Source organism: Sphingobium sp. OAS761, from assembly GCF_024168485.1.
In the GTDB taxonomy this organism is placed as follows: domain Bacteria; phylum Pseudomonadota; class Alphaproteobacteria; order Sphingomonadales; family Sphingomonadaceae; genus Sphingobium.
This window is the reverse complement of record NZ_JALJVY010000001.1, coordinates 475,525-497,976: the sequence shown is the minus strand read 5'-3', so window position 1 is coordinate 497,976 and position 22,452 is coordinate 475,525. Positions and strand designations below refer to the sequence as shown.

Genomic DNA, 22,452 nt, shown 5'->3' with positions numbered 1-22,452 from the left:
GTCAGGACGCACCGGCTCCCTTCATCGATTTCAAAGGTTCAGTTGACCGAGCCGAGCCGCCCGATCGCGCCGTCGACCAGTTCCTTGTCCGCCTTGGCGTCATGGCCCTGTGCGATCAGGGTAGCCGCCGCCGTAGTGGCGGCATTGACAGCCTTCGCCCGGATCGCGACCAGGGCGGCGCGCTCGGCGGCACCGATCTTGTCTTCGGCCATTTTCTGACGACGGGCGACCAGCGCTTCGGCATTCACCTTCGCATCGGCGATCAAGCCTTCGGCCTCATGCTCGGCGGCCTGACGCATGGCGTCCGCCTCCCCGGCCGCGGCGGCGAGCTTCGCCTCATATTCCCCCTTGAGCGCCTCGGCTTCCGCGCGAAGCCGCGAAGCCTCGGCAAGCTGTTCCCGGATCTGCGCGATCCGGCCGTCCAGAGCCTTGCCGATCAGCGAAGGCACTTTTTTGACAAGCAGGATCAGGATGAAGGCAGTCATGGCCAGGCTGACCCAGGCCGTGGCATCCATGCCCACCGCGCGCGGGTCGCTATGCGGATCGACACCTTCATGGGCCACCGTGCCGACCGGCTCCAGCCCTTCGGAATGGATCGCCTCGCCCAGCGAAGGAGGCGTGTCTGCGTGATGCTGTGCCGTCGCCTCAGCCATGAGCCAGTACCGCCTTTACTGCATTGCGGGCCGCTTCCTCCGACGCATCAACGCCGGAAATGCGCGCCACCATGTCGCGCGCCGCATCGGCGGCCACGGTTTCGATTTCTGCCATCGCCGCCTGGCTGGCGGCCTGGATACGCGCTTCGGCCGCGGCGATGCGGTCCGAAATCTCGGCATCGGCGGCGGCTAGCCGCGCTTCCGACGACTTGGCTGCATCCGACTTGGCTTTAGCCATCACCGCCTGCGCGGCGGCGCGGTTTTCGGTATCGCGAACGCGATAATCCGCCTCTGCCTCGTCAGCGCGGGCGAAAGCCGCCTTGGCCGCGTCCAGATCGCCCGTGATCTTCGCATCGCGCGCATCCGCCGTGCCCTGCACCTTGGGCACCATGCCAAGGCCGATGACGAAGAAGACGAAGCCGAACGTTACCAGCAGCCAGAATATCTGACTGGAGTAGGTTTCGGCGATTTGCGCGATTTGAGGCATTTTACGGGTCCGTCCGATGCGAGGGCGGTCAATGGTCGAAACGGGCGGGACCGGCACGATGCCGCTCCGCCCGCCTCCTCTTTCGTGTCAGGCCACGAACACCAGGATCATGGCGATAACGAACGCCAGCAGACCCAGAAGTTCCGCCGCGGCGAAACCGATGAACAGGCGGCCCTGCTGGCCGTCAGCGGCGCCCGGATTGCGCAGCGCGCCTTCCAGGAACGAGCTGAAGACGTTGCCCACACCCAGCGCGGCGATGCCCGCGCCGATCGCGGCCAGGCCAGCACCGAGCAGCTTTGCGGCTTCTGCGTCCATGTCGTAAACTCCCTTGTTAAATCAGTATGAAAGTTGAAGAAATCAGCGAAAAATCAGTGCAGGTTCTCGGCATCGTTGAGATAGACCGAGGTCAGCAGCGCGAACACATAAGCCTGGATGACCGCGACCAGCATTTCCAGCGCGCTGATGCCGATCATCAGGATGAAGCTGGCCGAACCTACGGTCAGGCCCAGCATCGGCGACGCGTTGGCACTGTTGATGACGAAGCCCGCCAGCACCTTCAGCAACACATGGCCGGCGGTCATTGCGACGAACAATCGCAAACCCAGGCTGAACGGGCGCACCATGAAGGACACGAGTTCGATGAAGAACAGCGGCACCACCATCAGTGCGGGCGTGCCGTGCGGCACGAACAGCGAGAAGAAGTGCAGGCCATGCTTGTAGAAGCCCACGATCAGCACGATCGAGAAGCTCATGATGGCGAGCACGCCGGTCGCGGTGAAGTGGCTGGTGAAGGTGAAGGGGTGCAGGCCAAACAGGCCCAGCGGCAGCAAGCCCAGCAGGTTCGCGAGCAGGATGAACATGAACAGCGAGAACAGGTAGGGAATATATTTCCGGCCCTTGTCCCCGATATTGGCGATCAGCAGGTTCTTGATGAAACCGGTCATATATTCGACCGCCATCTGCCAGCGACCGGGCACCAGTTCACGCTTCATGCCGCCGATCACGAACACCCACAGGACAATCGCGGCCAGCACCATGTAGAGCGCGCTGTTGGTGAAGGCGATGTTCATGCCGCCCAGCGACCAGTGATCCGTACCGAACAGGGGTTCGATAGCGAACTGGTGCATCGGATCGATCTTGCCGGATTCTGCCACGTTGACCCCTGTAACGTTCAAGTCTTCGGACTAGGATCGAAGCGCGCCTTATTCGGTGGGCGGCTTCGTCGTCGTCAATCTGATGATGTTCCTGAAGGCCGCCACGATCCCGAGACCGAGGAAAACCAGCAGGAGCCAGGGCGTCGTATCGAACAGCCGGTCAAGGACCCAGCCGATCAACGCGCCGCCGACAAGACCGCCGATCAGTTCCGCAAGAACCCTGTTGCCCAGCCGCGTCCCATCGTCCGCCTGCTGCTCCACAGCCCCCTGCCTGACCTTTTCGACATGCTCGGCCTTCGCAATCCGCTCCTCAAGGGTAGCGATCCGCGAATCCTCGCCCGCCGGGTCCTGTCCGGGTGTATCCGCTGCCATGCATCGTCTCCATAGAGCGGTTGCGCTCGTGGCGTTCGGCATGGCGCTTGCGGCTGCACCCGTCAAGGCGAGGCCCCTCTAGGAAGGGTTGGATGGAGTGTCAACCCCGCACAAATGCCGGAAAATCGGCGTTCACGCCAATGAGCCTGCCGCAGTTGCATTTTATTATTTTGCTATTTAGCTAAATAAGAATGGACGAGATTTTCAAGGCCCTGGCGTCCGAGCCGCGCCGCCGCATCCTGCGTCATCTGGCTATCGAGCCGATGACCGTGGGCGAGATAGCCGACAATTTCGAGATGGCGATGCCGTCCATATCCCGACATCTGTCCATATTGCGTGCGGCCGGCGTCGTGCGCGAGCAGAAGCGGGGCCAATATGTGCTATATATGCTGGTCGCGGATCGGCTTACGGCACCGCTCTATGATTTCCTGACGGATTTCAGTGAACAGGCACGCGAGATCGTGGAGACAAGGCCGCGTCGGCGCGGGCGGGACTGAACGGCGACGGATCGTCACTCCTTCTAGCCAACGGCATGGCCGATCCAGCGACGACATCGTGCAATCAGCGGGCTTTTGACGCGGTCGATCGCGGCTTGGTCCTCGTGGATGATCACGCGCCGGCAAGCGTGCGCGCCCTTCGGTATCGGCAAATGGAAATCGCCATCCGGCCGGGCTTTCGCACTCCGTTGAAAGGCGATGCGGATGCCGCCTCTTCGCTCGACACCCAAAATAATGCGGTCGGCATCCCCGATTGCGAAACTCGGCACATTCCACCGGATGCGTTCCGAAAGCGCCGCGTCCGCTGCGATCGCAATAGATCGCAGCCGATCCATCGTCGCGCGTGTCTTACTGTCCAGCCCGGCACGAAAGGCGGCGGCATCATTCCCTTTCAAGGGGAATGTTCGCCGTCGGGCAGGGACGAAGCCGGTAGCAGAAAAGGCGCGGTGACGGGGTCGCCGCGCCTTTCGTCCCTGCGATCAAGGATGTATCAGCCCGCCGTTGCGCAGTAGGACGGTAACGCGACCGGCCCCGCTCCCTTTGTCTGCCACGCCCCCGCGCCGATGCGATAGGCCTGGCCTGGCTTCAACCGCGTGCTCAGCGTCTGGCATCCGGTGGCTGCCGCCGCGTCCTGCACGGTCACGCCCCGCTTGGCGGCAAGGTCTGTGTAAGCCTGGCGCCGCTTGATGTTGATCGATTCGACTTCCTTGCGGACGGCGTCGCCGACAGATCCGGCGACACCCATATAGCCGTCCGCCTGTTCGCCCACCGCGCCGGACGCGATGGCGGCGCTCAGGTCGGCGGACGACTGGGCCTGGGCGGTTCCGGCGATCATCGCCCCTATCGGGAGAAGCATGGCGGCGCCGGCGATCATGAGCAATTTGCGTGTCATTGCGGGAACAACTCCGGGTTATTCTGGATCAGGTCCTGCGCGTCGCGTTGCAGGCGCACGACCACTTCCTGCTGAACCTTCACATTCAGGTTGATCTCGATCGGCCTTTCCGGGGCTTTCACCTGAATGCATCCCCCCAGTGCCGCGCCGGCGAATCCGGCGATGATGATCGTCTTCTTGTTCATTTCGGATCCCCCTCTACCGCCTTGTCGCTTTCCACAGGCTGAACCGCAAGGCCTGTCTGGGGCGCAGCCGTCATTTCGCCACGCATCTTGTCCTGCACCTGATCGCCGATGCTGTTCTGGATGATCTGCGACGGATCGATCAAGGATTGGGCGGTGCCCAGCAGCCCACGGAAGGGAGCCGCGATCCGCACGTTGAAGATGAAAGGCAAGCCCACGAAATTACGCGCCAGCCCCGCCGGCGCACTGCCAAGTTGGCCGCGATTTATGCCGTTGAACACCACATTCGTTACCATTTCGCCATCCAGCGCACCGTCCATCAATATGGTGAGGCACTTATATTGCAGATCCTTGAGCGCATCGAAGGCCATACGGCCCATGGTGCCCAACTGCTCGTTCGATACCGGCCCCACATAGGACAGCGTTCCGCCCAGTTTTGTCGGATCGCACGGAATGTTCGGCAGCACGCCCTCGGGCAATTCCAGCATCGGCATGCCGGCCTGTCGCGCCACCAGCACACCGCCCGCGACCCGGCCGCCCTGCGCGTTGAAGATCAGCGGCATGATGCCGTCAAACGTCCCCGTGGCCGAAACATTGTCCAGTTCCATCGCCTGGATGAAGGCGCCGGCGTCCAGCCCCAGCACGCGGAAGGTCAGGTAACGGTCGACATCGGCGCTGAAATCCATGGTCGTCGGCAACAGCTCAAGCTGTCCGCCGGAAAAGGGCCAGCCGCCGCCTTCGACCCGCACCTTCTGCCCCGCTTCGAGATGGTAGCGGATCACGCCGTCACGAACTTCCACGCCGGGATTGACCGACCGGATATGCGCTTCCTGCCCCGGTGCTGTGATCAGGTTGATCAGGTCAGTGAAATGTATCTGGGTCGACAATCCTTCCACCGGGCCGAACGCCGCCGCCAGATTCATGTCCTGCGTGCGGAACGTCCCGCTGCTGGTGACCGCCGATCCGTTCCACTCTATGTGTCCCTCGCCATCGACCGCACCCTTCACATTGGCGACGACGCCCAGCGTCAGCGGGGTCAGGTCCTCCGGCTGAAGCTCCCCGCCGAACGTCAGGTCGCGCACCCGGAGATCCGCATGGCCCCGACCGCTGCCCAGGTCGTGAAGGATATCGGTCACCGCAACCGCCGCACCGCCACGCGGGGCGGTCAACGTACCCCTGGCCGATATCCGTCCATTTTTGAGCGTCAGGTCGAAATCCGGAACCGGGAGCGGCTTGAAACGCGCGGGCGCCTGCGAATCGCGCACGGTCATTGCCGCACGCAAGCCGAGCGTGCCGTCCGCGAAGCGCCAGTTTCCGCTGCCCCGCTCCACGATCAGCGGCACGGCCCCGATCTGTCCGCCCGCCCCGTCCACCGTGCCGGAAAAGCCCTTGTCCGTTATCGCGCCGTCCATGGTCGCGGCGGACAACCGAACCGGCGATTCCGCGCTGCCGATCGTGAGCGCGGGCGCGTCCAGAGAAAAGCCGGTGCGCCCCAGCGCCAGTCGCGCATGGTCGGCGGTCAGGCGCATCGGGCTATCTCCGCTGCGGCCGGACAGGTCGAGACCGCGCATGTCGGCGCCGCCAGACAGTCCCTTCGCGCCGTAGGCTATCAAGGGACCGCTGCTCACGGGACAAAGCGTCTGGCGCGTCTGCCCGATCGCGAAGGCGCCGTACCGCGCTTCGAGCACTGACAGCGGTGCGCAATCGGAATTGATCGCCACCGCGCCGCCGCCCGGCGCGATCCGTCCTTCGAGCGGCAGGCTGAGGCCGCGGACGTAGCCGTCGGGCAGCGGCCCATCCAGCCGCACTGCGGTCGCGAAGCGGGTCGCGCCGTTGGGCTCGGCCGTGAAACGGACCGTGTCCAACGCCAGCCGGGCGTTGCCGGCGGCATAAGGGTCCAGGAACAACTGCCCGCCAAAGCCCCCGCCGGGCCGGCGGGCGAGCCGCAGCGCAGCACGCGGCAGCCCGCCGCCATCGGCCGTTATCGCGCCATCCAGCGCCCAGTCGATCGTCGATGTCCGGCCCGGCCAGGACATGGTCATGCGCCCGCCCTGCGCGATGCCGATTCGCGCTCCGCTGCGAGCGTCCAGCCCGCTGTCCGTCACCACCAGCCGAGCGACTTTTCCTTTCTGGACGAAAGCGAAGCGGCCGTGAAGCCGGTTCGCCTGCCCGGCGCGTTGCACGGCATCGGCCAGCCTTGCGCCCAGCGGCCCTAACGGGGTCCCGGCAGCGCCCGTGCGCAATGCGGCTAGCGGATCGGCGCGCGCAAAGCGCAGATGCCGGCCGTCCAGTTCCCCGTCCAGTCGCGTCTCGTCGCCCTGCACCGACCAGTCGCCGGCCAGTTCGCTCTGTTCCAGCATGGCCCCGCGCCCGCGCGCCGCTTCCGCCGCCAGCTTCACCGTTCCGGCAGTCCGCGCTGCGGTGCCATCGAAATCGATTCGCCCCGAAGGCCGCGCCAGCACGACGCCCGATGCCTTGACTGCTTCTCCCGACAGGTCGGCGTGGCCGGTCCACCGGTCGAGCGTCTTGCCGAGCGCCAGGTCTATCGTCCCGGCGGGCTTTGCGAAGGCCATGCCGGCGCCCCCGCACGCCAATGCTTCGGCATGGAAGGGACCGGCGAAGTGCGGCGCACCTTCCCGCATGGCAATGTCCAGCAGGGCGCTCACACGACGCACCCCGCACCCGGAAATATCCGCCTTCGGCGTCGCGAGCGCGACCTGCCCGCGAAAACCCGATTGCAGGTTGCCGCCGCCGTCGATCTGCATCCCGACCCGCCCCATGTCCGTATCCAGCGTCATCCGCGCGTCGGTCAGGGCAACCGGCAGGTCCGGCAGGCTGAACGGCGCCGTCGAAGCGGGATCGCGGAAACGATCCAGTTCGCCCAGGGTCAAAATACCGTCATGCAGCGCGCCCCGCACCCGGACCCCGCCCGCGCGAACCTCTGCAATCTGCGGCGTCAGCCCGGTAAAGCTCAGGTCCACCTCGACCCATTTCGCAGTCAGGTCCGGCCGTGCCGGGTCCCCCAGCACGATATTTTCGATCCGCTGGGTGCGAAGTCCCACATCGACCAGGTCGTAATTCGCCTGCACACCGCGCCGATTGAGTTCGCGGCTCACGAAATTCTCGGCGATTGGCGCTCGCTGCGTCCACAGCGCAACGAGCACGAGCGCCAGCGATCCCGTGCCCACGCCCAGCCATCGCAGCCACGCCCGGCGAACCGCCTCTTCGCCGTCCATTTCTTCCATGCTTATGGCCAACCCCGGCTTGCCTGACCCCGATGGTCCGTAACGGGACCATAACGTCCCACCACCCTTAAATATCCTTGCCCGGCGATTCCGCAACGCATAGCGTCGCGACGCGGCAAGCAGGGAGCCCCACAGTGGCGGAGCAGGACGCGAAAATCGGCCATGACGGCACGGGCCAGCCGGGCGCGGTTGCGCGCCCGGCTGGCGGACGGCGGCGGTGACGGGCTGCTCGATCATGAACTGATCGAATATCTGCTCGCGCTCGCGATTCCGCGCCGTGACACGAAAGCGCTGGCGAAGGCGCTGCTGCGCGAATTCGGCGGCATAGGCGGGCTGATGAGCGCCGACTGGCAGGCGATCGGCCGCGTACCGGGCATGGGCGACACCAGCGTGGCCGCGATCAAGATTGTGCAGGCGACAGCGCTGCGGATGCTGCGCAACGAGGTGGCGGCACGACCCGTGCTGGGAAGCTGGCAGGCGCTGCTCGACTATCTGCGCGCGGATATGGCGTTTCTGACGGTGGAGCGCGTCCGGGTTCTGCATCTCAATAGCCGCAACATGTTGATCCGCGACGAACATATGGGCGACGGGTCGATAGATCAGGCGGCAATCTATGTGCGCGAGGTAATCCGTCGGGCCATCGACCTGGGATCGGCGGCGCTGATCCTGGTGCATAACCACCCCAGCGGATCGCCCGACCCCAGCCGGCAGGACATCGACGTGACGCGTCAGATCATCGATGCGGGAAAGCGGCTGGGGATCGGCGTCCACGATCATGTCATCATCGGCGCACAGGGCCATGTCAGCATGCGTGCCAAGGGCCTGCTCTGACCGATCAGCCTGCACCGTCGCGATAGGTCGGCAGGCCCAGTCCCCTGCGGATGGCGACTGCGCGCAGCGCGAATCCGGCGAGCGCGGCGACCATGCCCGCCACCGGCACCTCCAGCCCTGCCCAACGCAACAGCACGAACAGGCCCGACGCGACGGCGGCGGCGGTGACATAGAGTTCGGGCCGCAGCAGGATCGACGGCTCGCCCGCCAGCAGGTCGCGCATGATGCCGCCGACGCAGCCGGTCACCACGCCCATCATCGCCGCGACGAAAGGCGGCACGCCAAGGCTCATCGCCTTGGCCGAACCGAACACTGCGAACGCCGCCAGCCCGATCGCGTCGAGCCAGTCGAGCGCCCGCTCGCTCCACCAGCGACGCGGGGTGAACCAGACCATCAACGCCGCCGCCGTGCAGGTGATAGCCGGCACGGAATCCACGATCCAGAATACCGGCGCGCCGATCAGGAGGTCGCGTACCGTGCCGCCGCCAACCCCCGTCACCAGCGCGAAGAAGGCGAAGGTGACGAGCGTCTGACGCAGGCGCGCGGCTGCCAGCGCTCCCGATGCGGCAAAAACGAAGGTGCCGACAATGCCCAAGGTTTCCAGCACCGGGCCGATGGTCGTTGCGAGCGAGGGCGTCGGGGGAAGCATGAAGGCTGGCTTAAAGCCGCCCGCCCCCTGCTGTCGAGGCCCGTCCGCTGCCTCAGGCGCTGGCGTCGACGATCAGGCCGCCCTTGCCGCCGTCGGCGCGGCCGGAGACATCGCCATAGGTCGAACTCGCGAAACGGCTTCAGAAAGGCGATCAACTGGTCCAGAGCCTTGGTCGTAAAGTGGAGTGTCGGGATTATTTTCGGCTCTTCTCCGTCGCCAGGCGGCTCATCAGGATCGCCGCGCGGATCGCCTGCCGCTTCATGCTGGCCAGGTCGACCTTCTCCGCCGGGCTGTGATCGCCGCTGGATGTCGGACCGAGACCCACCAGGCCGTCCGTATCTCCCGAAACGAAGGCGATGTCACCCGCCCCGCGCTTCAGCGGATCGAGCGCGGGCATTTCGGGCAGGCCCAGGTCCGCGTTGATGACGTTCAGTTTCGCCAGCAGCGCCTTGTTGCCTGCCGTCGGCGCCATTGACGGGTAGCCCAGGTCGAAGGCGATGCCGGCGGACGTGCCGGGCAGATGCCCACTCGTCGCGATCGCCTGCATCCGGTCGCGCACACGCTGCGTCTGCTCTTCGCTCAGCGTCCGGAAATCGCCCTTGGCGACCGCGACGGGAGGAATGATGTTCGTCTTTCCCGTGACGGCGATGCGCACGCCGTCGCCATCCACCTCCGCACTCTGGCCGCCGCCGATCAGGCCGACATTGAAGGTCAGATTGGGTTCGGGCAATTCCTTGCGGAAGGCGGTGATGATCCGTGCCAGCTCATAAATCGCACCGTCCCCGGCCTTTTCCGAGAAGATGCCCGAACTGTGCCCGGATTTGCCGGTCGCGGTCAGCGTCCAGCTATTGGAGGACCGGCGCGCAATCGACCCCATGTCCTTGCCGTCCTCCTGCGAGAGCCCTTCGAAATCCAGCGCGACATCCGCGCGCTTTCCCGCCGCGATCAGGTCGGCGCGGGCAACGGCTTTGGGATCGCCCACATCTTCCTCGTCACCGGTCAGGACCACCTCGACATTCGCAGCCCGCAGCGTACCGGCCGCCCGCATCGCCTTCAGCGCCAGCAGCATCGTCGTCACGCCGCCCTTGTCGTCGGCGACGCCTGGACCAGTGGCGAAATCGCCGTCCCGCGCGAAGCTCTGGAACGGCGAATCGGGTTCGAACACGGTATCGAGATGGCCGATAAGCAGCATCTTCGTCGTGCCGGCCTTACCCTTGTGCGTCGCGATCAGGTGACCTGCGCGCTTGGCCCGGTCCATCGGCACCCAGCGCACGGCAAATCCCAGCGCTTCGAATTCCGGACGGAGCATGTCAGCCACGGCCTTCACGCCTGCAAGATTCATCGACCCGCTATTCTGGTTCACCAGCTTTTCGAGCAGCGCGACAGACGGCTCGTAGCCCGCCTCCACGCTGGCCCCGATCGTCTTTTCCGCGGGGCCGAGCGCGGCATGGGCAAGCGAAGCGCCACCCAGCATCAGCAGGGTGGCGACCGTCCCGCGCGCGATCGGACCGCGCAGGCTCACTTGGCCAGTTCCGCCTCGATCGCAGCCATCAGAGCCGGGTCGTCGGGCGTGGTCGCGGGCGCGAAACGGGCCGCGACGCTGCCGTCCTTCGCGATCAAGAATTTCTCGAAATTCCACAGCACTTCGGGCTCCTGCGTCGGCGTCATGCCATAGCCCTTCAACTGTTCGCGGAACGCGTCGCCGTCGCCCTGCGCGCTGGGCATCGCGCCGGTCAGCGCGGCATAGAGCGGATGCTTGTCCGGACCGGTCACGACGATCTTCTCGAACATCGGGAAGTCGACGCCGAAATTGGTGGTGCAGAAGGTCGCAATCTCGTCGTTGCTGCCCGGTTCCTGCGCGCCGAAATCGTTGGCGGGGAAACCGGCGACCACCAGCCCCTTGTCCTTATAGTCGGAATAGAGTTTCTCCAGCCCTTCATATTGCGGCGTCAGCCCGCATTTGGATGCGACGTTGACCGCCAGCACCACCTTGCCCGCATAATCGCCCAGGCTGGCGTCGGCACCATTGATGGTCTTGAGCGGAATGTGCTGGATGTCGGTCGTCATATATCCTCCTTCGCAGATGTTCTTGCGGGTCCCGTCAAAGCGTCGCGCCGACCATATGCCCGGTTCCCGCCGTCAACGCCATGGCGAGCGCGCCCCAGAACACGACCCGCACCATTGACCGATAGCGGTGACCGCCGCCCAGGCTGGCCCCCGCATAGCCCAGCAGCGCCAGGCACAGAAGCGTGCTTGCCACGATGGCGGCGATGGTGGCAGGTGCCGGGACCAGTGCCACGGTCAGCAGCGGCGGCAGCGCGCCGACGGAAAAGCTGGCGGCGGACGCGACGGCCGCCTGCACCGGGCGCGCCTTGGAAAAATCCGAAATGCCCAGTTCGTCGCGCGCGTGGGCGCCCAGCGCATCGGCGGCCATCAACTGCCGGGCGACCTCCCCCGCCAGGTCGGGCGACAGGCCGCGTTCGACATAGATGTCGCGCAGTTCGCGCCATTCCGTTTCGGGCTGGTGCGCGAGGGCGTGGCGTTCCTTGGCCAGGTCCGCCCTTTCGGTGTCGGCCTGCGCGCTGACGGAGACATATTCGCCCGCCGCCATCGACATCGCGCCCGCCACCAGCGCGGCGATGCCGGACAGCAATATCGCGCCATGGCCGGCCCCCGACGCGGCGATCCCGGCCAGCAGACTGGACGTTGAGACAATGCCGTCATTGGCGCCGAGCACGGCCGCGCGCAGCCATCCTACGCGATTGATGTAATGGACCGCATGATGACCGTCGTCGGCAACCGTTTCAATCACCTGCATGGATCGCCCTTTTCCATCACCGAACCCCTGATAGCCGAGCCGCCGGTCGCATCAAGTCGATAGGGCCGGCGCTCGGGCCCTAGCCGCCCATTCCTTCAGCCTTTTCCGCGAGATCCAGCCAGCGCTCCTCGGCCGCGTCCTTTTCGCCGCGCGCCTGCTCGATCGCGCCGGTGAGCGCGGCGAAACGGGCGGGATCCCGGGTGTAGAGCGCCGGATCGGCCAGCAGCGCCTCGTCCCGGGCGATCGCCGCCTCCAGCGCCTCTATGCGCCCCGGCAGCAGGTCGAGTTCGCGCTGGTCCTTGTAGCTGAGCTTGTTGGACGCGGGCCTGGGCGGCGGCGGTGGCGCTACTTCCTTCTTCTCCGCCCTCGTCGCGTCCCGGCGCGGGTCGCGCTTGGCGACCCAGTCGGCATAGCCGCCGACGATCACGTCTACATGGCCCGAACCATCCAGGCCCAGGGTGACCGTTACCGTGCGGTCCAGAAAGTCTCGGTCGTGGCTGACGATCAGGACAGTGCCGTCATAATCGGCGATGACTTCCTGCAACAAGTCGAGCGTTTCCAGATCCAGGTCGTTGGTCGGCTCGTCCAGCACCAGCAGGTTGGATTCGCGGGCGAACTCACGCGCGAACAACAGGCGCGACCGCTCGCCACCCGACAGCGTGGCCACCTTGACATCGGCCAGGGAGGGATCGAACAGAAATTCCTTGAGATAGCCGTGCACATGCTTGCGGACGCCGCGCACGTCGATCCAGTCGCCCCCTTCGGCCAGCACATCGCGCACCGTCTTGTCGCCGCGCATCAGGCTGCGCTGCTGGTCGATGAAGATCATGTCCAGCGTCCGGGCCAGCGTCACGTCCCCGCTGTCGGGCGCCATCCCGCCCGTCAACAGCTTCAGCAGTGTCGATTTGCCCGCGCCATTGCCGCCGACGATGCCGATCCGGTCGCCGCGCTGCACCCGCAAGGTGAAATCGCGGATGATCGTCCGGTCGCCGAACGCCTTGGTCACATCCTCGGCCTTGATGACGCTCCTGGTCTTGCTGTCATCGCTCGCGACGGCAATCTTCGCCGTGCCCTGCGGCCCCTGCATCGCCGCGCGCTCGGCACGCATCTCCCACAATTTCGCCAGGCGCCCCTGATTGCGCTTGCGCCGTGCGGTGACGCCGCGCTCCAGCCAGTGCGCTTCGATCTTCAGCTTAGCATCCAGCTTCTCTGCGGCGCGCGCTTCCTCGGCATACACCGCTTCCATCCATTGTTCGAAACCGCCGAAGCCTATTTCGTTGCGGCGCATAGAGCCGCGATCCAGCCACAGCGTCTGCCGCGTGAGGCGCGTCAGGAAGGCCCGGTCATGGCTGATCACGATGAAAGCGCCGCTATAGCGCGCCAGCCAGTTTTCCAGCCAGTCGATCGCGGCGATATCCAGATGGTTTGTCGGCTCGTCCAGCAGCAGCAGGTCCGGCTCGCTCGCCAGCGCGCGGGCGATGGCGGCGCGGCGACGTTCGCCACCGCTTGCGGTCGACGCCTCGCGCGACAGGTCGATGCCCAGCTGGTCGGCGATCGCTTCCACCTCATGCGCGGGCGGTGCCCATTCGCCCGCCAGCGCGAAATCGTGGAGCGTCGCATAGGCCGAAACATCCGGATCCTGCTCCAGCATGATGACCCGCGCGCCCGGCCGCACGGACCGCGTGCCGCGATCGGGCTCGATCAAACCAGCGATCAGCTTCAGCAGCGTCGTCTTGCCTGCACCGTTGCGCCCGATCAGTGCCAGCCGGTCGCGCTCGCCGACATGAATGTCGATCCCCTCGAACAGCCAGTGCGCGCCCTGCGAGAGGCCGAGATTTTCATAGGAAAGAAGTGGTGCCGCCATGGTTGCGCCAGCTAGGCGCTCGGGCGGTCCGGAGCAAGGGGGCGTGGAACCGGAAAGCTTTCGAACGGCTTTCAACCTATGTCAGCGTCAGTTCAGCGCAACCGCCGCACACAGGCGCGCATCGTTCAAGGAGCATCCTTCATGAAATACGTCCTCGCCCTCACCGCCCTGTCTGCGTCCGCCGTTCCCATGGCGGCGATTGCGCAGACCAGCGTCAATATCGCCGAAACGGCCCCCGTGGTAACGCTGACGGTGACAGAGAGCGTCGAGGGCACGCCCGACATCGCGGTCGTCGGCACCGGCGTCCAGACGCGCGCGCAGACCGCGCAGGCGGCCATGCAGGACAATGCGGCCAAGACGGAAAAGCTGATCGCCGCACTCGGCCGCGCCGGCATCGCCAAGAAGGATATTCAGACCAGCGGCATCAACCTGAACGCCCAATATGATTACAACAACCGCGACGGCGAACCGGCGGGGCCGCGCTTCATCGGCTATGAGGCCTCGAACCAGCTCAGCGTCAAGCTGCGCGACATCAAGAAGGTAGGCGCCTCGCTCGACGCCATGGTCGCGGCCGGTGCCACCAACATAAACGGGCCAAGCTTCTCGATCGACGATCCTTCCACCCTGATCGTTCAGGCGCGCAGCCAGGCGCTCAGGAGCGCAAAGGCGCAGGCAGAATTCTATGCGCAAGCGGCCGGCTATCGTTCCGTGCGGCTGGTGTCGATCAGCGAAAGCAGCAACGGCAGCATGCCCCCGCCGCCCGCACCGCCGATGATGAGCACGCGCTTCAAGGCCGATGCCGCTCCGATCACCCCGGTCGAACCGGGACAGGTCAGCATGTCGGCGACACTGACCGTCCAGTACGCGCTGGACCGCTGAGCCCTATTCCGCCGTTCGCCAGCGCGGCACCGCCCGGTCCGCGCTGGTGCCGCGCACGATCCGCGCATCTATGCCGCGATCGGTAAATGCCTTCAGCAGCGCCGCGTCGCTGTCGCCACGAACGGCGAGATCGATCGGAAGCCCGGTGCGCCGCCCCGCCCAGATGGTGAGGGCCAGGGCGTCGGCATCTCCGGGCGTCCCGTCTTCCCCCAGCGCAAGTTCCGGCAGCGGCAACACTGGCGGCGTCACTTCTATGGTCCAGCCGGGTGCCGTCTGAAGAGCGCGCTGCTCCAGCACCCGATAGGTCGCCAGGCCCGCATCCGGCAGCGGCTTTGCCCGCACGATGGCCCGTTTGCGCGCAGTATCGACCGTCACCGCGTCGGCATCCACGCCCGCGATCAGCGCCAGCCGGTCGGTCAGCCGGTCGACCTGCCCCTGCACCTCGCGCCGGGCCGATTGCGCGGCCAGCAATTGCGCATTTTCCGTGTCCGTCCCTTCGCCGACCCGGATCTGTTCGATGTCGAGCGCCACCGGCTGACCCAGAATGTCGGACAGGATGCGGGTCGCCCGCGCCGACGCGTCCCGTTCATAACGGCTCGTCAGCACGCTGGCCGTCACCGCCAGCGGACGGGCGCCGAAATCGATCTCGATCTGGCTGATCCGGGCTTCGTCGGCGAATTCGCGGCTGATGACGTCCCGTGCCTCGCGCGAGGCGCGCGCTTCCCACGCTATACGTCCCAGCGACAGGCCCAGCGGCACCGCGAGCGCCAGGAAGATGCCAATGATGAACGCCGTTTGCAGCCAGCTCTGCCGGGGCGAGAGTTCGCGGCCGAACCCGTAAAGCCGGGCCATGATGCCCGCCGCCAGCGCGATGGTGACGAAGTTGGTGAAGAACAGCAGGAATGCGCCGCCCGCTACCGTGGCGTTGAGCGTCGCAAGACCAAAGCCAACAGTCGCGAGCGGCGGCATCAGGGCCGTGGCGATGGCGACGCCGACGATGGTCCCCGCCTTGCCCCGGATCATCGCATAGGCCCCGGCCAGGGCAGAAAATAGCGCGACCATCAGGTCGAACAGGTTGGGCCGGGTGCGCGCCGCGATCTCGTTGGTCACCGTCTGCAATGGCGAAAGCAGCACGATGAAGGCGGTGAAGACGACGGCGATTGCCGCCCCCGCCGCCAGCGTGGACAGGGTCCGGCGGATTTCCCGCGAATCGACCGTCGCCAAGGCGAAACCCAGTCCGACGATCGGCCCCATCAGGGGCGATATGAGCATCGCCCCGATCACCACCGCCGGCGACGACAGGAGCAGCCCCAGCACCGCGATACCCGCCGACATCAGGATCATGAACGCGTAGCGCGGGCTCCAGCCATCGTCTTCCCGGACCCGGTCCACCACCGCCTGATGGTCGATCTCCCGCGTTACATGCCCCCGCCACCAGCGCGGGATGGCACGCCACAGTGGCGGGTCGGCAATGGGTCTATCGTCTTGCATCGGCATGACAATGCGGCATAAGCGAGGGGCGGCACCCTTTCCAGTCCGGAAAAGGCCCGCGATCATTCACCACCTGTTCAATGCCCCACGCCTAAAGCCATGCGCATGATGATGAACTGGAAAAGCCTGACAGCCGGGATCGGTGCCGTCGCCATGGCCCTGACCCTCGTCGTGCCGGCGGCCGATGCGGGCGGGCGCCGCGACGAACAGGATGCCGCGCGCCGGGCCATGCTCGACGGGCAGGTGATGCCATTTTCCATGATCAAGCGCCGCGTCGACGCCCAAATGAACGGGGCCACCTATGTCGGCAGCGAATTTCATCCGAGCTCCAACCGCTACCGCCTGAAATATGTGCGGGACGGCAAGGTCATGTGGGTTGATGCCGATGGCCGGACGGGCGATATAATCGGCATGGCGCGCTGAGGGATGCGCGCACACGGAAAAAAGAATGGAACCTGAATGCGCCTGCTGATCGTGGAGGATGAACCGAGTCTGGGCCAGCAGCTCAGGAACACGCTGGAAGGCGCGGGCTATGCCGTGGACCTGGCCACCGATGGCGAGGACGGACATTTTCTGGGCTCCACCGAAAGCTACGACGCGGTCGTGCTGGACCTTGGCCTGCCGACCATCGACGGGCTGACCGTGCTCGATCGCTGGCGCAAGGAAGGCAAGACCTTCCCCGTGCTGGTGCTGACGGCGCGCGACAGCTGGTCCGACAAGGTGGCCGGGCTGGACGCGGGTGCCGACGATTATTTGGCCAAGCCGTTCCAGAGCGAGGAACTGATCGCCCGCCTGCGCGCGCTCATCCGCCGCGCATCGGGCAATGCGTCGAGCGAGCTGACCGCCGGCGAAGTCCGGCTCGATACGCGGTCGGGCAAGGTCACGCTGAAGGGCGACCCGGTGAAACTCACCGCGCAGGAATATAAGCTGCTGTCCTACCTGCTCCATCACAAGGGCAAGGTGGTGAGCCGCACCGAATTGATCGAACATATTTACGATCAGGACTTCGACCGCGATTCCAACACGATCGAGGTGTTCGTGACGCGCATCCGCAAGAAACTGGGTGCCGACGTCATCACCACCATCCGCGGCCTTGGCTACAGCCTGGACGAGCCGGGGCGGTAATCGACGCCGATCCCGCCCCTTTCCGCGCGACGCGACGTAGAGGCGGGCCGCGCCCGGCGTGCCTCGTTCGCGCTCGCCCGCCGTGCCGCGTTCATGGCCGCGCGCGGCGGGAACGGATTTAGACCAGGCCCGCATGGACAGTCCGTCCCCTCCCCCCGTCCGCTCCACCGGTTCGATCAGCCGGCGGATGATCGGCATCGCGGCACTGTGGATCAGCGTGCTGCTGATCGGCGGCGGCGTGGCGCTCGACCGGGTGCTGACCGACGCAATCACCCGCAATTTCGACGACGGCATGAATTATGTGCTGACCGCCATGATCGGGGCGTCGGAAATCGGCCCCGATGGCGAAGTGCTGTTCAACCGGGAACTCGCCGACCAGCGTTTCCTGGAGCCCAATAGCGGCCTCTATTACCAGATCAGCGCGCGCGGGCATGAGGACTGGCGGTCCCGTTCGCTGTGGGACCGCGCGCTCAAGGTCCCCGCCGAACATCATGACCGCCAGTTGCATGTCTATGACAGCAGGCAATTCCCCGGCGAGGATCTGCGCATCATGGAGCGGACCGTGGTGCTGCCCGGATCGAACACACGCTGGCTGTTCATGGTGGCGCAGGCGCGGGCGGGACTTGATGCCCAGATCAAGACGTTACGCTCCACCCTTACCAAGAGCTTTGCACTGCTCGCGCTCGGCCTTTTCGTGCTGGCGACGCTCCAGACCATCTATGGCCTGCGCCCGCTGCGCAAGGTGCGGCATGAAATCGTCCGGATGCGCGGGGGCGAGAAGAACCGTGTCACTGAACCCATGCCCGTCGAAGTGCTGCCCATGGTCGAGGAACTCAACGCCCTGCTCGCCCATAATGAGCGGCAAGCGGAAGAGGCGCGGACCCATGCCGGCAATCTGGCTCACGCACTCAAAACCCCGCTCACCGTCATCATGAACGCCGCCACCGCCCGGTCGGCGGACCTGGGCGATACTGTGATCCGCGAAGCGACGACGATGCGACGGCAGGTAGACCATCACCTCGCCCGCGCCCGCGCGGTCGGCCGGCGCGGCGCGGCGCAGAGCCGGGCGGAGGTGTGGCCCAGCCTGGAAGCTGTCGAACGCGCGGTCGCCCGCCTCTATCCCGATGTGCGCATCGACATGGACGGCGACAAGACCGCGTCGGTGCGCGTCGAACGGCAGGACCTCGACGAAATGCTGGGCAACCTGATCGAAAACGCCGCCAAATATGGCGGCGGCAGCGTGTTCGCTACGGTCGGCCGCGACGGCGCGATGGTGGAAATATTGGTCGAGGATGACGGCATGGGCATCCCGGAAGCCGAACGCGAACGCATCTTTGACCGTGGCGTCCGGCTCGATTCGGGCAAGCCCGGCACCGGACTCGGCCTCGCCATCGTCCGCGACGTGGCGGAAATCTACGGCGGCACGGTGGCGCTGGAGGAAAGCGAGGATCTGGGTGGCCTGCTGGTGCGCCTACGGCTACCGGCGGGTTAAAGGCGCGGTTGGCTTTGGCCGCCGTCAATTACTTCGCTGAACGCCATATCAATTCCGACAGGCTTGGGGATCGCATGGCCTGGGCCGCGATTTAAGGCATGGCGGAGAAATATCCGATAAACTGCCCTCTAAACACCGCCATCGCAAACAGCTTGCCATTACACTGCGCCCCTGCAAGGCATTCGTATCGGCTACGGATATTCCATGCGGCGGCACCTCTACCTCATCGCCGGCTTTCTTTCGATCGGGCTCGGCGCCATCGGTGCGTTCCTGCCGCTGCTGCCGACCGTCCCGTTCATGATCCTGGCGGCCTTCTGCTTCGCCCGGTCGAGCCCGCGGCTGGAGGCGAAGCTGCTGGATCACCGCCATTTCGGGCCACATATACGCCGCTGGCGCGCGCATGGCGCGATCAGCCGGCGCGGCAAGCATGCCGCGCTCGCCGCCTTCGCGTTCAGCGTCGTGCTGGCACTGATCTTCTCGCCATGGCCCTGGTTCCTGATGCCGATTGCTGCCGCGCTGACCGGCGGAACATGGATCTGGACCCGGCCAGAGGCCTGACCGGCAAGGAAAAGGGGCTCCTCCCCAAGCCGGGAGAAGCCCCTTTTCCTTCATTCTCCAAGCTCGATCAGGCAGCCAGCTTGCGCAGCACATATTGCAGGATGCCGCCGTTCAGGAAATAATCCAGTTCGTTGACGGTATCGATGCGGCAGAGCGCGGTGAAGCTGAAGGTCGATCCGTCGGCGCGAGTCACATTGACCGTCACGTCCTGACGGGGCTTCAGGTCGGCGACCCCTTCGATGGTGAAGCTGTCGTCGCCCTTCAGGCCCAACGTCTCGCGCGTTTCGCCATTCTTGAACTGGAGCGGCAGAACACCCATGCCGACCAGGTTGGAACGATGGATACGCTCGAAGCTTTCCACGATAACGGCGCGCACGCCCAGCAGGTTCGTGCCCTTCGCCGCCCAGTCGCGCGACGATCCGGTGCCATATTCCTTGCCGCCGATCACGACCAGCGGCGTGCCGTCCGCCTTGTGCTTCATGGCCGCGTCATAGATGGGCATGACGTCGCCCTGGTAGCTGGTCATGCCGCCTTCCACGCCGTCCAGCATCTGGTTCTTGATGCGGATATTGGCGAAGGTGCCGCGCATCATGACTTCATGATGGCCGCGACGCGCGCCATAGCTGTTGAAATCGGCCTTGCTGACCTGATGCTCCATCAGCCACTTGCCCGCCGGGCTGTCGACCTTGATCGATCCGGCCGGCGAGATGTGGTCGGTGGTGATCGAATCGCCGAAGATGGCGAGCGGCTTGGCGCCGACGATGTCGGTGACCGGCTTCGGGGTCATGGTCAGCCCCTCGAAATAGGGCGGGTTGGCAACATAGGTCGACCCGGCGCGCCACTGATAGGTATCCGAACCGGTGACGTCGATCGCCTGCCAATGGGCATCGCCCTTGTAGACATTGGCGTAGCGCGCCTGGAACATCGGACGGTCCATGCAGCCCGCCATGGTCGACGCGACTTCGTCGTTGGTCGGCCAGATGTCCTTCAGGTAGACGGCCTGACCGTCCTTGCCGGTGCCGATCGGGGTGGTGATGAAATCCTCGATCACCGTACCCTTAAGCGCATAGGCGACGACCAGCGGCGGGCTGGCGAGGAAGTTGGCGCGCACGTCGGGCGACACGCGACCTTCGAAGTTGCGGTTACCGGAAATCACAGCAGCGGCGACCAGGCCGTTTTCGTTGATCGCCTTGCTGATCGGTTCCGCCAGCGGACCGGAATTGCCGATGCAGGTGGTGCAGCCATAGCCGACGAGGTTGAAGCCGACGGCGTCGAGGTGCGACTGGAGACCGGCCTTTTCCAGATAGTCGGTGACCACCTGGCTACCGGGGGCGAGTGAGGTCTTGACCCAGGGCTTGGGCTTCAGGCCCAGCTCGTTGGCCTTCTTGGCGACCAGGCCGGCCGCGACCAGGACGCCGGGGTTCGACGTATTGGTGCAGCTGGTGATCGCGGCGATGGTAACGTCGCCGTCGCCGATGTCGAAATCCTTGCCTTCCACCGGAACGCGCTGCTGCACCTTCTTGTAGACGCTGGACATGTCGGCGTTGAACACGTCATCCACATCCGGCAGAGCGACGCGGTCCTGCGGGCGTTTGGGACCGGCGAGGCTGGGGACCACGGTGGCCAGGTCCAGTTCCAGCGTGTCGGTGAAGACCGGCTCGACCGACGGATCGATCCAGAAGCCCTGTTCCTTGGCATAGGCTTCCACCAGCGCGATATTCTCTTCGGTGCGGCCGGTCAGGCGCATATAATCGAGCGTCTTGTCGTCGATGCCGAAGAAGCCGCAGGTCGCGCCATATTCCGGCGCCATGTTGGCGAGCGTCGCGCGGTCGGCGAGGCTGAGCGATGCAAGACCGGGGCCGAAATATTCGACGAAACGGCCCACCACGCCCTTCTGGCGCAGCATCTGCGTGCAGGTGAGCACCAGGTCGGTCGCGGTCACGCCCTCCTTCATCTCGCCGACCAGCTTGAAGCCGACGACTTCGGGGATCAGCATGGATACCGGCTGGCCCAGCATCGCCGCCTCAGCCTCGATGCCGCCCACGCCCCAGCCCAGAACGCCCAGGCCGTTGATCATGGTGGTGTGGCTGTCAGTGCCGACGCAGGTGTCGGGATAGGCGACGGTGATGCCGTCGGGACCTTCGCTCGACCAGACGGCCTGCGCAATATTCTCCAGGTTCACCTGATGGCAGATACCAGTGCCCGGGGGCACGGCGTAGAAGTTGGCCAGGCTCTTGCTGCCCCACTTCAGGAAGTCGTAGCGCTCCATGTTGCGCTGATATTCAATTTCCACATTCTGTTCGAACGCCTTGGGCGTACCGAATTCGTCGACCATGACGCTGTGATCGATGACGAGATGGACAGGAACCTGCGGGTTGATCTTCGCGGCGTCGGCGCCCAGCGCCGTCATCGCGTCGCGCATGGCGGCCAGGTCGACCACGCAGGGAACGCCGGTGAAATCCTGCATCAGCACGCGGGCGGGACGATACTGGATCTCGCGCTCGGCCTTGCCCTTGTCATTCTGCCAGTCGACGATTGCCTGGATGTCGTCGGTGGTGACGGTGACGCCGTCTTCGAAACGGAGCAGATTCTCCAGCAGCACCTTCATCGAAAAAGGCAGGCGCGACACGTCGCCCAGCTTCGCCGCGGCCTTCTTGATCGAATAATAGGCAATGTCCTTGCCGCCGACATTCATGGTGTCGCGGGTGCCCAGAGTGTCCTGTCCGATGGCGGTCATAAGATGTGCGTCTCCTCGCATGGCGCTCCGGCCAGAGGATGACGCAATTCCACCAGAGGCTCGCCGGACGGCGAATATGACCGGACGGCAAGGGCCAGGGATGCGCCCCAACCGATGGTCGAAGCAGGTATGTCCCGATGCTGCGGTGCCATACAGAAAGGGGCGCCCGAGTCAAATGAACAAAAGCGTGCCCGCACCCGGATCATACGCCATTTTTCCTTCCCGCCGCCCCCTGGAGGGAAACAAAAGGCATGTCCGGCGTTCGAGAAATTCCACTGGGGGACGTCCCATCATGAAGCTCTCCGTTCCGGGCCTGGGGTCCGAATCCGTTTCCGGCATCCTTGCATATCGGCCGGGGCGCGCCATCCCCTGCCCGACCTGCGGCGAACGGCAATGGCTGGTCGGCCGCGTCATGGCCGAATGCGCATGCTGCGAAACCGCACTGCCGATCGACCTGCGCTATCGGGGATGGGGCGGCCCGACGACCGCCCCGCGCCCCGCGGTCACGAGATTTCCGGTCACCTGA

General features: G+C 65.4%; 23 protein-coding genes. 8 read left to right on the top strand and 15 right to left on the bottom strand.

Going from position 1 to position 22,452, the window contains the following annotated elements; translation table 11 throughout:
• Window positions 1-38 precede the first annotated feature (38 nt).
• The 5 genes from J3E64_RS02565 to J3E64_RS02545 form a co-directional block, all read right to left on the bottom strand.
• On the bottom strand, window positions 39-653 hold the full coding sequence (locus J3E64_RS02565) for a F0F1 ATP synthase subunit B (protein WP_253339302.1): 615 nt from the start codon (window positions 651-653) through the stop codon (window positions 39-41).
• The gene (locus J3E64_RS02560; RefSeq protein ID WP_253339300.1) at window positions 646-1,140 is read right to left on the bottom strand and encodes an ATPase; all 495 of its coding nucleotides are present in this window, start codon (window positions 1,138-1,140) and stop codon (window positions 646-648) included. The genes J3E64_RS02565 and J3E64_RS02560 overlap by 8 nt, the downstream gene beginning before the upstream one ends.
• An 87-nt stretch (window positions 1,141-1,227) precedes the next feature.
• Window positions 1,228-1,455: a F0F1 ATP synthase subunit C gene (locus J3E64_RS02555; protein ID WP_004207392.1), complete on the bottom strand. Its 228-nt coding sequence runs from the start codon at window positions 1,453-1,455 to the stop codon at window positions 1,228-1,230.
• Window positions 1,456-1,508: 53 nt separating this feature from the next.
• A complete protein-coding gene (locus J3E64_RS02550; protein ID WP_253339298.1) occupies window positions 1,509-2,294 on the bottom strand; it encodes a F0F1 ATP synthase subunit A in 786 nt (261 codons plus the stop codon).
• A 48-nt stretch (window positions 2,295-2,342) separates the two neighbouring features.
• Window positions 2,343-2,666 carry an AtpZ/AtpI family protein gene (locus tag J3E64_RS02545; protein ID WP_253339296.1) on the bottom strand — a complete coding sequence of 108 codons (324 nt, stop codon included), beginning with the start codon at window positions 2,664-2,666 and terminating at the stop codon, window positions 2,343-2,345.
• Window positions 2,667-2,857: 191 nt separating this feature from the next.
• Here J3E64_RS02545 and J3E64_RS02540 point away from each other — a divergent pair, with 191 nt between their 5' ends.
• Window positions 2,858-3,163 carry a metalloregulator ArsR/SmtB family transcription factor gene (locus tag J3E64_RS02540; RefSeq protein ID WP_253339294.1) on the top strand — a complete coding sequence of 102 codons (306 nt, stop codon included), beginning with the start codon at window positions 2,858-2,860 and terminating at the stop codon, window positions 3,161-3,163.
• A gap of 490 nt (window positions 3,164-3,653) precedes the next feature.
• Here the strand turns inward: J3E64_RS02540 and J3E64_RS02535 are convergent, their stop codons facing one another.
• Genes J3E64_RS02535 through J3E64_RS02525 form a run of 3 tightly spaced genes read right to left on the bottom strand, consistent with a single transcriptional unit; the run spans window position 3,654 to window position 7,482 of the window.
• Window positions 3,654-4,055, bottom strand: coding sequence for a YdbL family protein (locus J3E64_RS02535; RefSeq protein ID WP_253339292.1), 402 nt, complete (start codon window positions 4,053-4,055; stop codon window positions 3,654-3,656).
• Window positions 4,052-4,240, bottom strand: coding sequence for a YnbE family lipoprotein (locus J3E64_RS02530; protein WP_253339290.1), 189 nt, complete (start codon window positions 4,238-4,240; stop codon window positions 4,052-4,054). The genes J3E64_RS02535 and J3E64_RS02530 overlap by 4 nt, the downstream gene beginning before the upstream one ends.
• Window positions 4,237-7,482 carry a YdbH domain-containing protein gene (locus tag J3E64_RS02525; RefSeq protein ID WP_253339288.1) on the bottom strand — a complete coding sequence of 1,082 codons (3,246 nt, stop codon included), beginning with the start codon at window positions 7,480-7,482 and terminating at the stop codon, window positions 4,237-4,239. Before J3E64_RS02525 ends, J3E64_RS02530 begins: the two co-directional genes overlap by 4 nt.
• Before the next feature lie 162 nt (window positions 7,483-7,644).
• Between J3E64_RS02525 and radC the strand changes: the two genes are divergently transcribed.
• Entirely contained in the window at window positions 7,645-8,313 is a 669-nt protein-coding gene (gene radC, locus J3E64_RS02520) for a DNA repair protein RadC (RefSeq protein ID WP_253339286.1), read from the top strand.
• Window positions 8,314-8,317: 4 nt separating this feature from the next.
• Here the strand turns inward: radC and J3E64_RS02515 are convergent, their stop codons facing one another.
• From J3E64_RS02515 to J3E64_RS02495, 5 genes are all read right to left on the bottom strand, one after another.
• Window positions 8,318-8,962, bottom strand: coding sequence for a trimeric intracellular cation channel family protein (locus J3E64_RS02515; protein WP_253339284.1), 645 nt, complete (start codon window positions 8,960-8,962; stop codon window positions 8,318-8,320).
• A gap of 193 nt (window positions 8,963-9,155) precedes the next feature.
• Entirely contained in the window at window positions 9,156-10,436 is a 1,281-nt protein-coding gene (locus J3E64_RS02510; RefSeq protein ID WP_253339409.1) for a M20/M25/M40 family metallo-hydrolase, read from the bottom strand.
• 44 nt (window positions 10,437-10,480) lie between these two features.
• Entirely contained in the window at window positions 10,481-11,029 is a 549-nt protein-coding gene (locus tag J3E64_RS02505) for a glutathione peroxidase (RefSeq protein ID WP_253339282.1), read from the bottom strand.
• A gap of 34 nt (window positions 11,030-11,063) precedes the next feature.
• Window positions 11,064-11,780, bottom strand: coding sequence for a VIT family protein (locus J3E64_RS02500; protein ID WP_253339273.1), 717 nt, complete (start codon window positions 11,778-11,780; stop codon window positions 11,064-11,066).
• A 79-nt stretch (window positions 11,781-11,859) separates the two neighbouring features.
• Entirely contained in the window at window positions 11,860-13,644 is a 1,785-nt protein-coding gene (locus J3E64_RS02495) for an ABC-F family ATP-binding cassette domain-containing protein (protein ID WP_253339271.1), read from the bottom strand.
• A 141-nt stretch (window positions 13,645-13,785) separates the two neighbouring features.
• Between J3E64_RS02495 and J3E64_RS02490 the strand changes: the two genes are divergently transcribed.
• Window positions 13,786-14,523, top strand: a complete 738-nt coding sequence (locus J3E64_RS02490) for an SIMPL domain-containing protein (protein ID WP_253339269.1) — start codon at window positions 13,786-13,788, stop codon at window positions 14,521-14,523.
• A 3-nt stretch (window positions 14,524-14,526) separates the two neighbouring features.
• On the opposite strand, the gene J3E64_RS02485 is transcribed toward J3E64_RS02490, so the two are convergent.
• Complete coding sequence (locus tag J3E64_RS02485; RefSeq protein ID WP_253339267.1) at window positions 14,527-16,020, bottom strand: DUF389 domain-containing protein; 1,494 nt, start codon at window positions 16,018-16,020, stop codon at window positions 14,527-14,529.
• 99 nt (window positions 16,021-16,119) lie between these two features.
• Between J3E64_RS02485 and J3E64_RS02480 the strand changes: the two genes are divergently transcribed.
• The 4 genes from J3E64_RS02480 to J3E64_RS02465 all read left to right on the top strand — a co-directional run bounded on the left by J3E64_RS02480 (window position 16,120) and on the right by J3E64_RS02465 (window position 19,189).
• On the top strand, window positions 16,120-16,437 hold the full coding sequence (locus J3E64_RS02480) for a hypothetical protein (RefSeq protein ID WP_253339265.1): 318 nt from the start codon (window positions 16,120-16,122) through the stop codon (window positions 16,435-16,437).
• Window positions 16,438-16,473: 36 nt separating this feature from the next.
• On the top strand, window positions 16,474-17,139 hold the full coding sequence (locus J3E64_RS02475) for a response regulator transcription factor (RefSeq protein WP_253339263.1): 666 nt from the start codon (window positions 16,474-16,476) through the stop codon (window positions 17,137-17,139).
• A gap of 187 nt (window positions 17,140-17,326) precedes the next feature.
• Window positions 17,327-18,631 (top strand): sensor histidine kinase, encoded by a 1,305-nt coding sequence (locus tag J3E64_RS02470; protein ID WP_367398592.1) that lies wholly within the window; start codon window positions 17,327-17,329, stop codon window positions 18,629-18,631.
• 204 nt (window positions 18,632-18,835) lie between these two features.
• Window positions 18,836-19,189: a YbaN family protein gene (locus J3E64_RS02465; RefSeq protein WP_253339259.1), complete on the top strand. Its 354-nt coding sequence runs from the start codon at window positions 18,836-18,838 to the stop codon at window positions 19,187-19,189.
• A 67-nt stretch (window positions 19,190-19,256) separates the two neighbouring features.
• Here J3E64_RS02465 and acnA read toward each other — a convergent pair whose 3' ends face one another.
• The gene (acnA, locus tag J3E64_RS02460; RefSeq protein WP_253339257.1) at window positions 19,257-21,926 is read right to left on the bottom strand and encodes an aconitate hydratase AcnA; all 2,670 of its coding nucleotides are present in this window, start codon (window positions 21,924-21,926) and stop codon (window positions 19,257-19,259) included.
• A gap of 292 nt (window positions 21,927-22,218) precedes the next feature.
• On the opposite strand from acnA, the gene J3E64_RS02455 reads away from it, so the two are divergent.
• A complete protein-coding gene (locus J3E64_RS02455) occupies window positions 22,219-22,452 on the top strand; it encodes a hypothetical protein (RefSeq protein ID WP_253339254.1) in 234 nt (77 codons plus the stop codon).

Excerpts from the sequence above, each read along its gene's own strand:
- J3E64_RS02465 (WP_253339259.1), top strand. The coding sequence starts at position 18,836 with ATGCGGCGGCACCTCTACCTCATCGCCGGCTTTCTTTCGATCGGGCTC.
- J3E64_RS02470 (WP_367398592.1), top strand. The coding sequence starts at position 17,327 with ATGATCGGCATCGCGGCACTGTGGATCAGCGTGCTGCTGATCGGCGGC.
- J3E64_RS02565 (WP_253339302.1), bottom strand. The coding sequence starts at position 653 with ATGGCTGAGGCGACGGCACAGCATCACGCAGACACGCCTCCTTCGCTG.
- J3E64_RS02560 (WP_253339300.1), bottom strand. The coding sequence starts at position 1,140 with ATGCCTCAAATCGCGCAAATCGCCGAAACCTACTCCAGTCAGATATTC.
- J3E64_RS02510 (WP_253339409.1), bottom strand. The coding sequence starts at position 10,436 with ATGCTGGGTGGCGCTTCGCTTGCCCATGCCGCGCTCGGCCCCGCGGAA.
- J3E64_RS02490 (WP_253339269.1), top strand. The coding sequence starts at position 13,786 with ATGAAATACGTCCTCGCCCTCACCGCCCTGTCTGCGTCCGCCGTTCCC.
- radC (WP_253339286.1), top strand. The coding sequence starts at position 7,645 with ATGACGGCACGGGCCAGCCGGGCGCGGTTGCGCGCCCGGCTGGCGGAC.
- J3E64_RS02530 (WP_253339290.1), bottom strand. The coding sequence starts at position 4,240 with ATGAACAAGAAGACGATCATCATCGCCGGATTCGCCGGCGCGGCACTG.
- J3E64_RS02480 (WP_253339265.1), top strand. The coding sequence starts at position 16,120 with ATGATGATGAACTGGAAAAGCCTGACAGCCGGGATCGGTGCCGTCGCC.
- J3E64_RS02485 (WP_253339267.1), bottom strand. The coding sequence starts at position 16,020 with ATGCCGATGCAAGACGATAGACCCATTGCCGACCCGCCACTGTGGCGT.
- J3E64_RS02475 (WP_253339263.1), top strand. The coding sequence starts at position 16,474 with ATGCGCCTGCTGATCGTGGAGGATGAACCGAGTCTGGGCCAGCAGCTC.
- J3E64_RS02495 (WP_253339271.1), bottom strand. The coding sequence starts at position 13,644 with ATGGCGGCACCACTTCTTTCCTATGAAAATCTCGGCCTCTCGCAGGGC.
- J3E64_RS02525 (WP_253339288.1), bottom strand. The coding sequence starts at position 7,482 with ATGGAAGAAATGGACGGCGAAGAGGCGGTTCGCCGGGCGTGGCTGCGA.
- acnA (WP_253339257.1), bottom strand. The coding sequence starts at position 21,926 with ATGACCGCCATCGGACAGGACACTCTGGGCACCCGCGACACCATGAAT.
- J3E64_RS02540 (WP_253339294.1), top strand. The coding sequence starts at position 2,858 with ATGGACGAGATTTTCAAGGCCCTGGCGTCCGAGCCGCGCCGCCGCATC.
- J3E64_RS02455 (WP_253339254.1), top strand. The coding sequence starts at position 22,219 with ATGAAGCTCTCCGTTCCGGGCCTGGGGTCCGAATCCGTTTCCGGCATC.
- J3E64_RS02505 (WP_253339282.1), bottom strand. The coding sequence starts at position 11,029 with ATGACGACCGACATCCAGCACATTCCGCTCAAGACCATCAATGGTGCC.
- J3E64_RS02545 (WP_253339296.1), bottom strand. The coding sequence starts at position 2,666 with ATGGCAGCGGATACACCCGGACAGGACCCGGCGGGCGAGGATTCGCGG.
- J3E64_RS02555 (WP_004207392.1), bottom strand. The coding sequence starts at position 1,455 with ATGGACGCAGAAGCCGCAAAGCTGCTCGGTGCTGGCCTGGCCGCGATC.
- J3E64_RS02515 (WP_253339284.1), bottom strand. The coding sequence starts at position 8,962 with ATGCTTCCCCCGACGCCCTCGCTCGCAACGACCATCGGCCCGGTGCTG.
- J3E64_RS02500 (WP_253339273.1), bottom strand. The coding sequence starts at position 11,780 with ATGCAGGTGATTGAAACGGTTGCCGACGACGGTCATCATGCGGTCCAT.
- J3E64_RS02535 (WP_253339292.1), bottom strand. The coding sequence starts at position 4,055 with ATGACACGCAAATTGCTCATGATCGCCGGCGCCGCCATGCTTCTCCCG.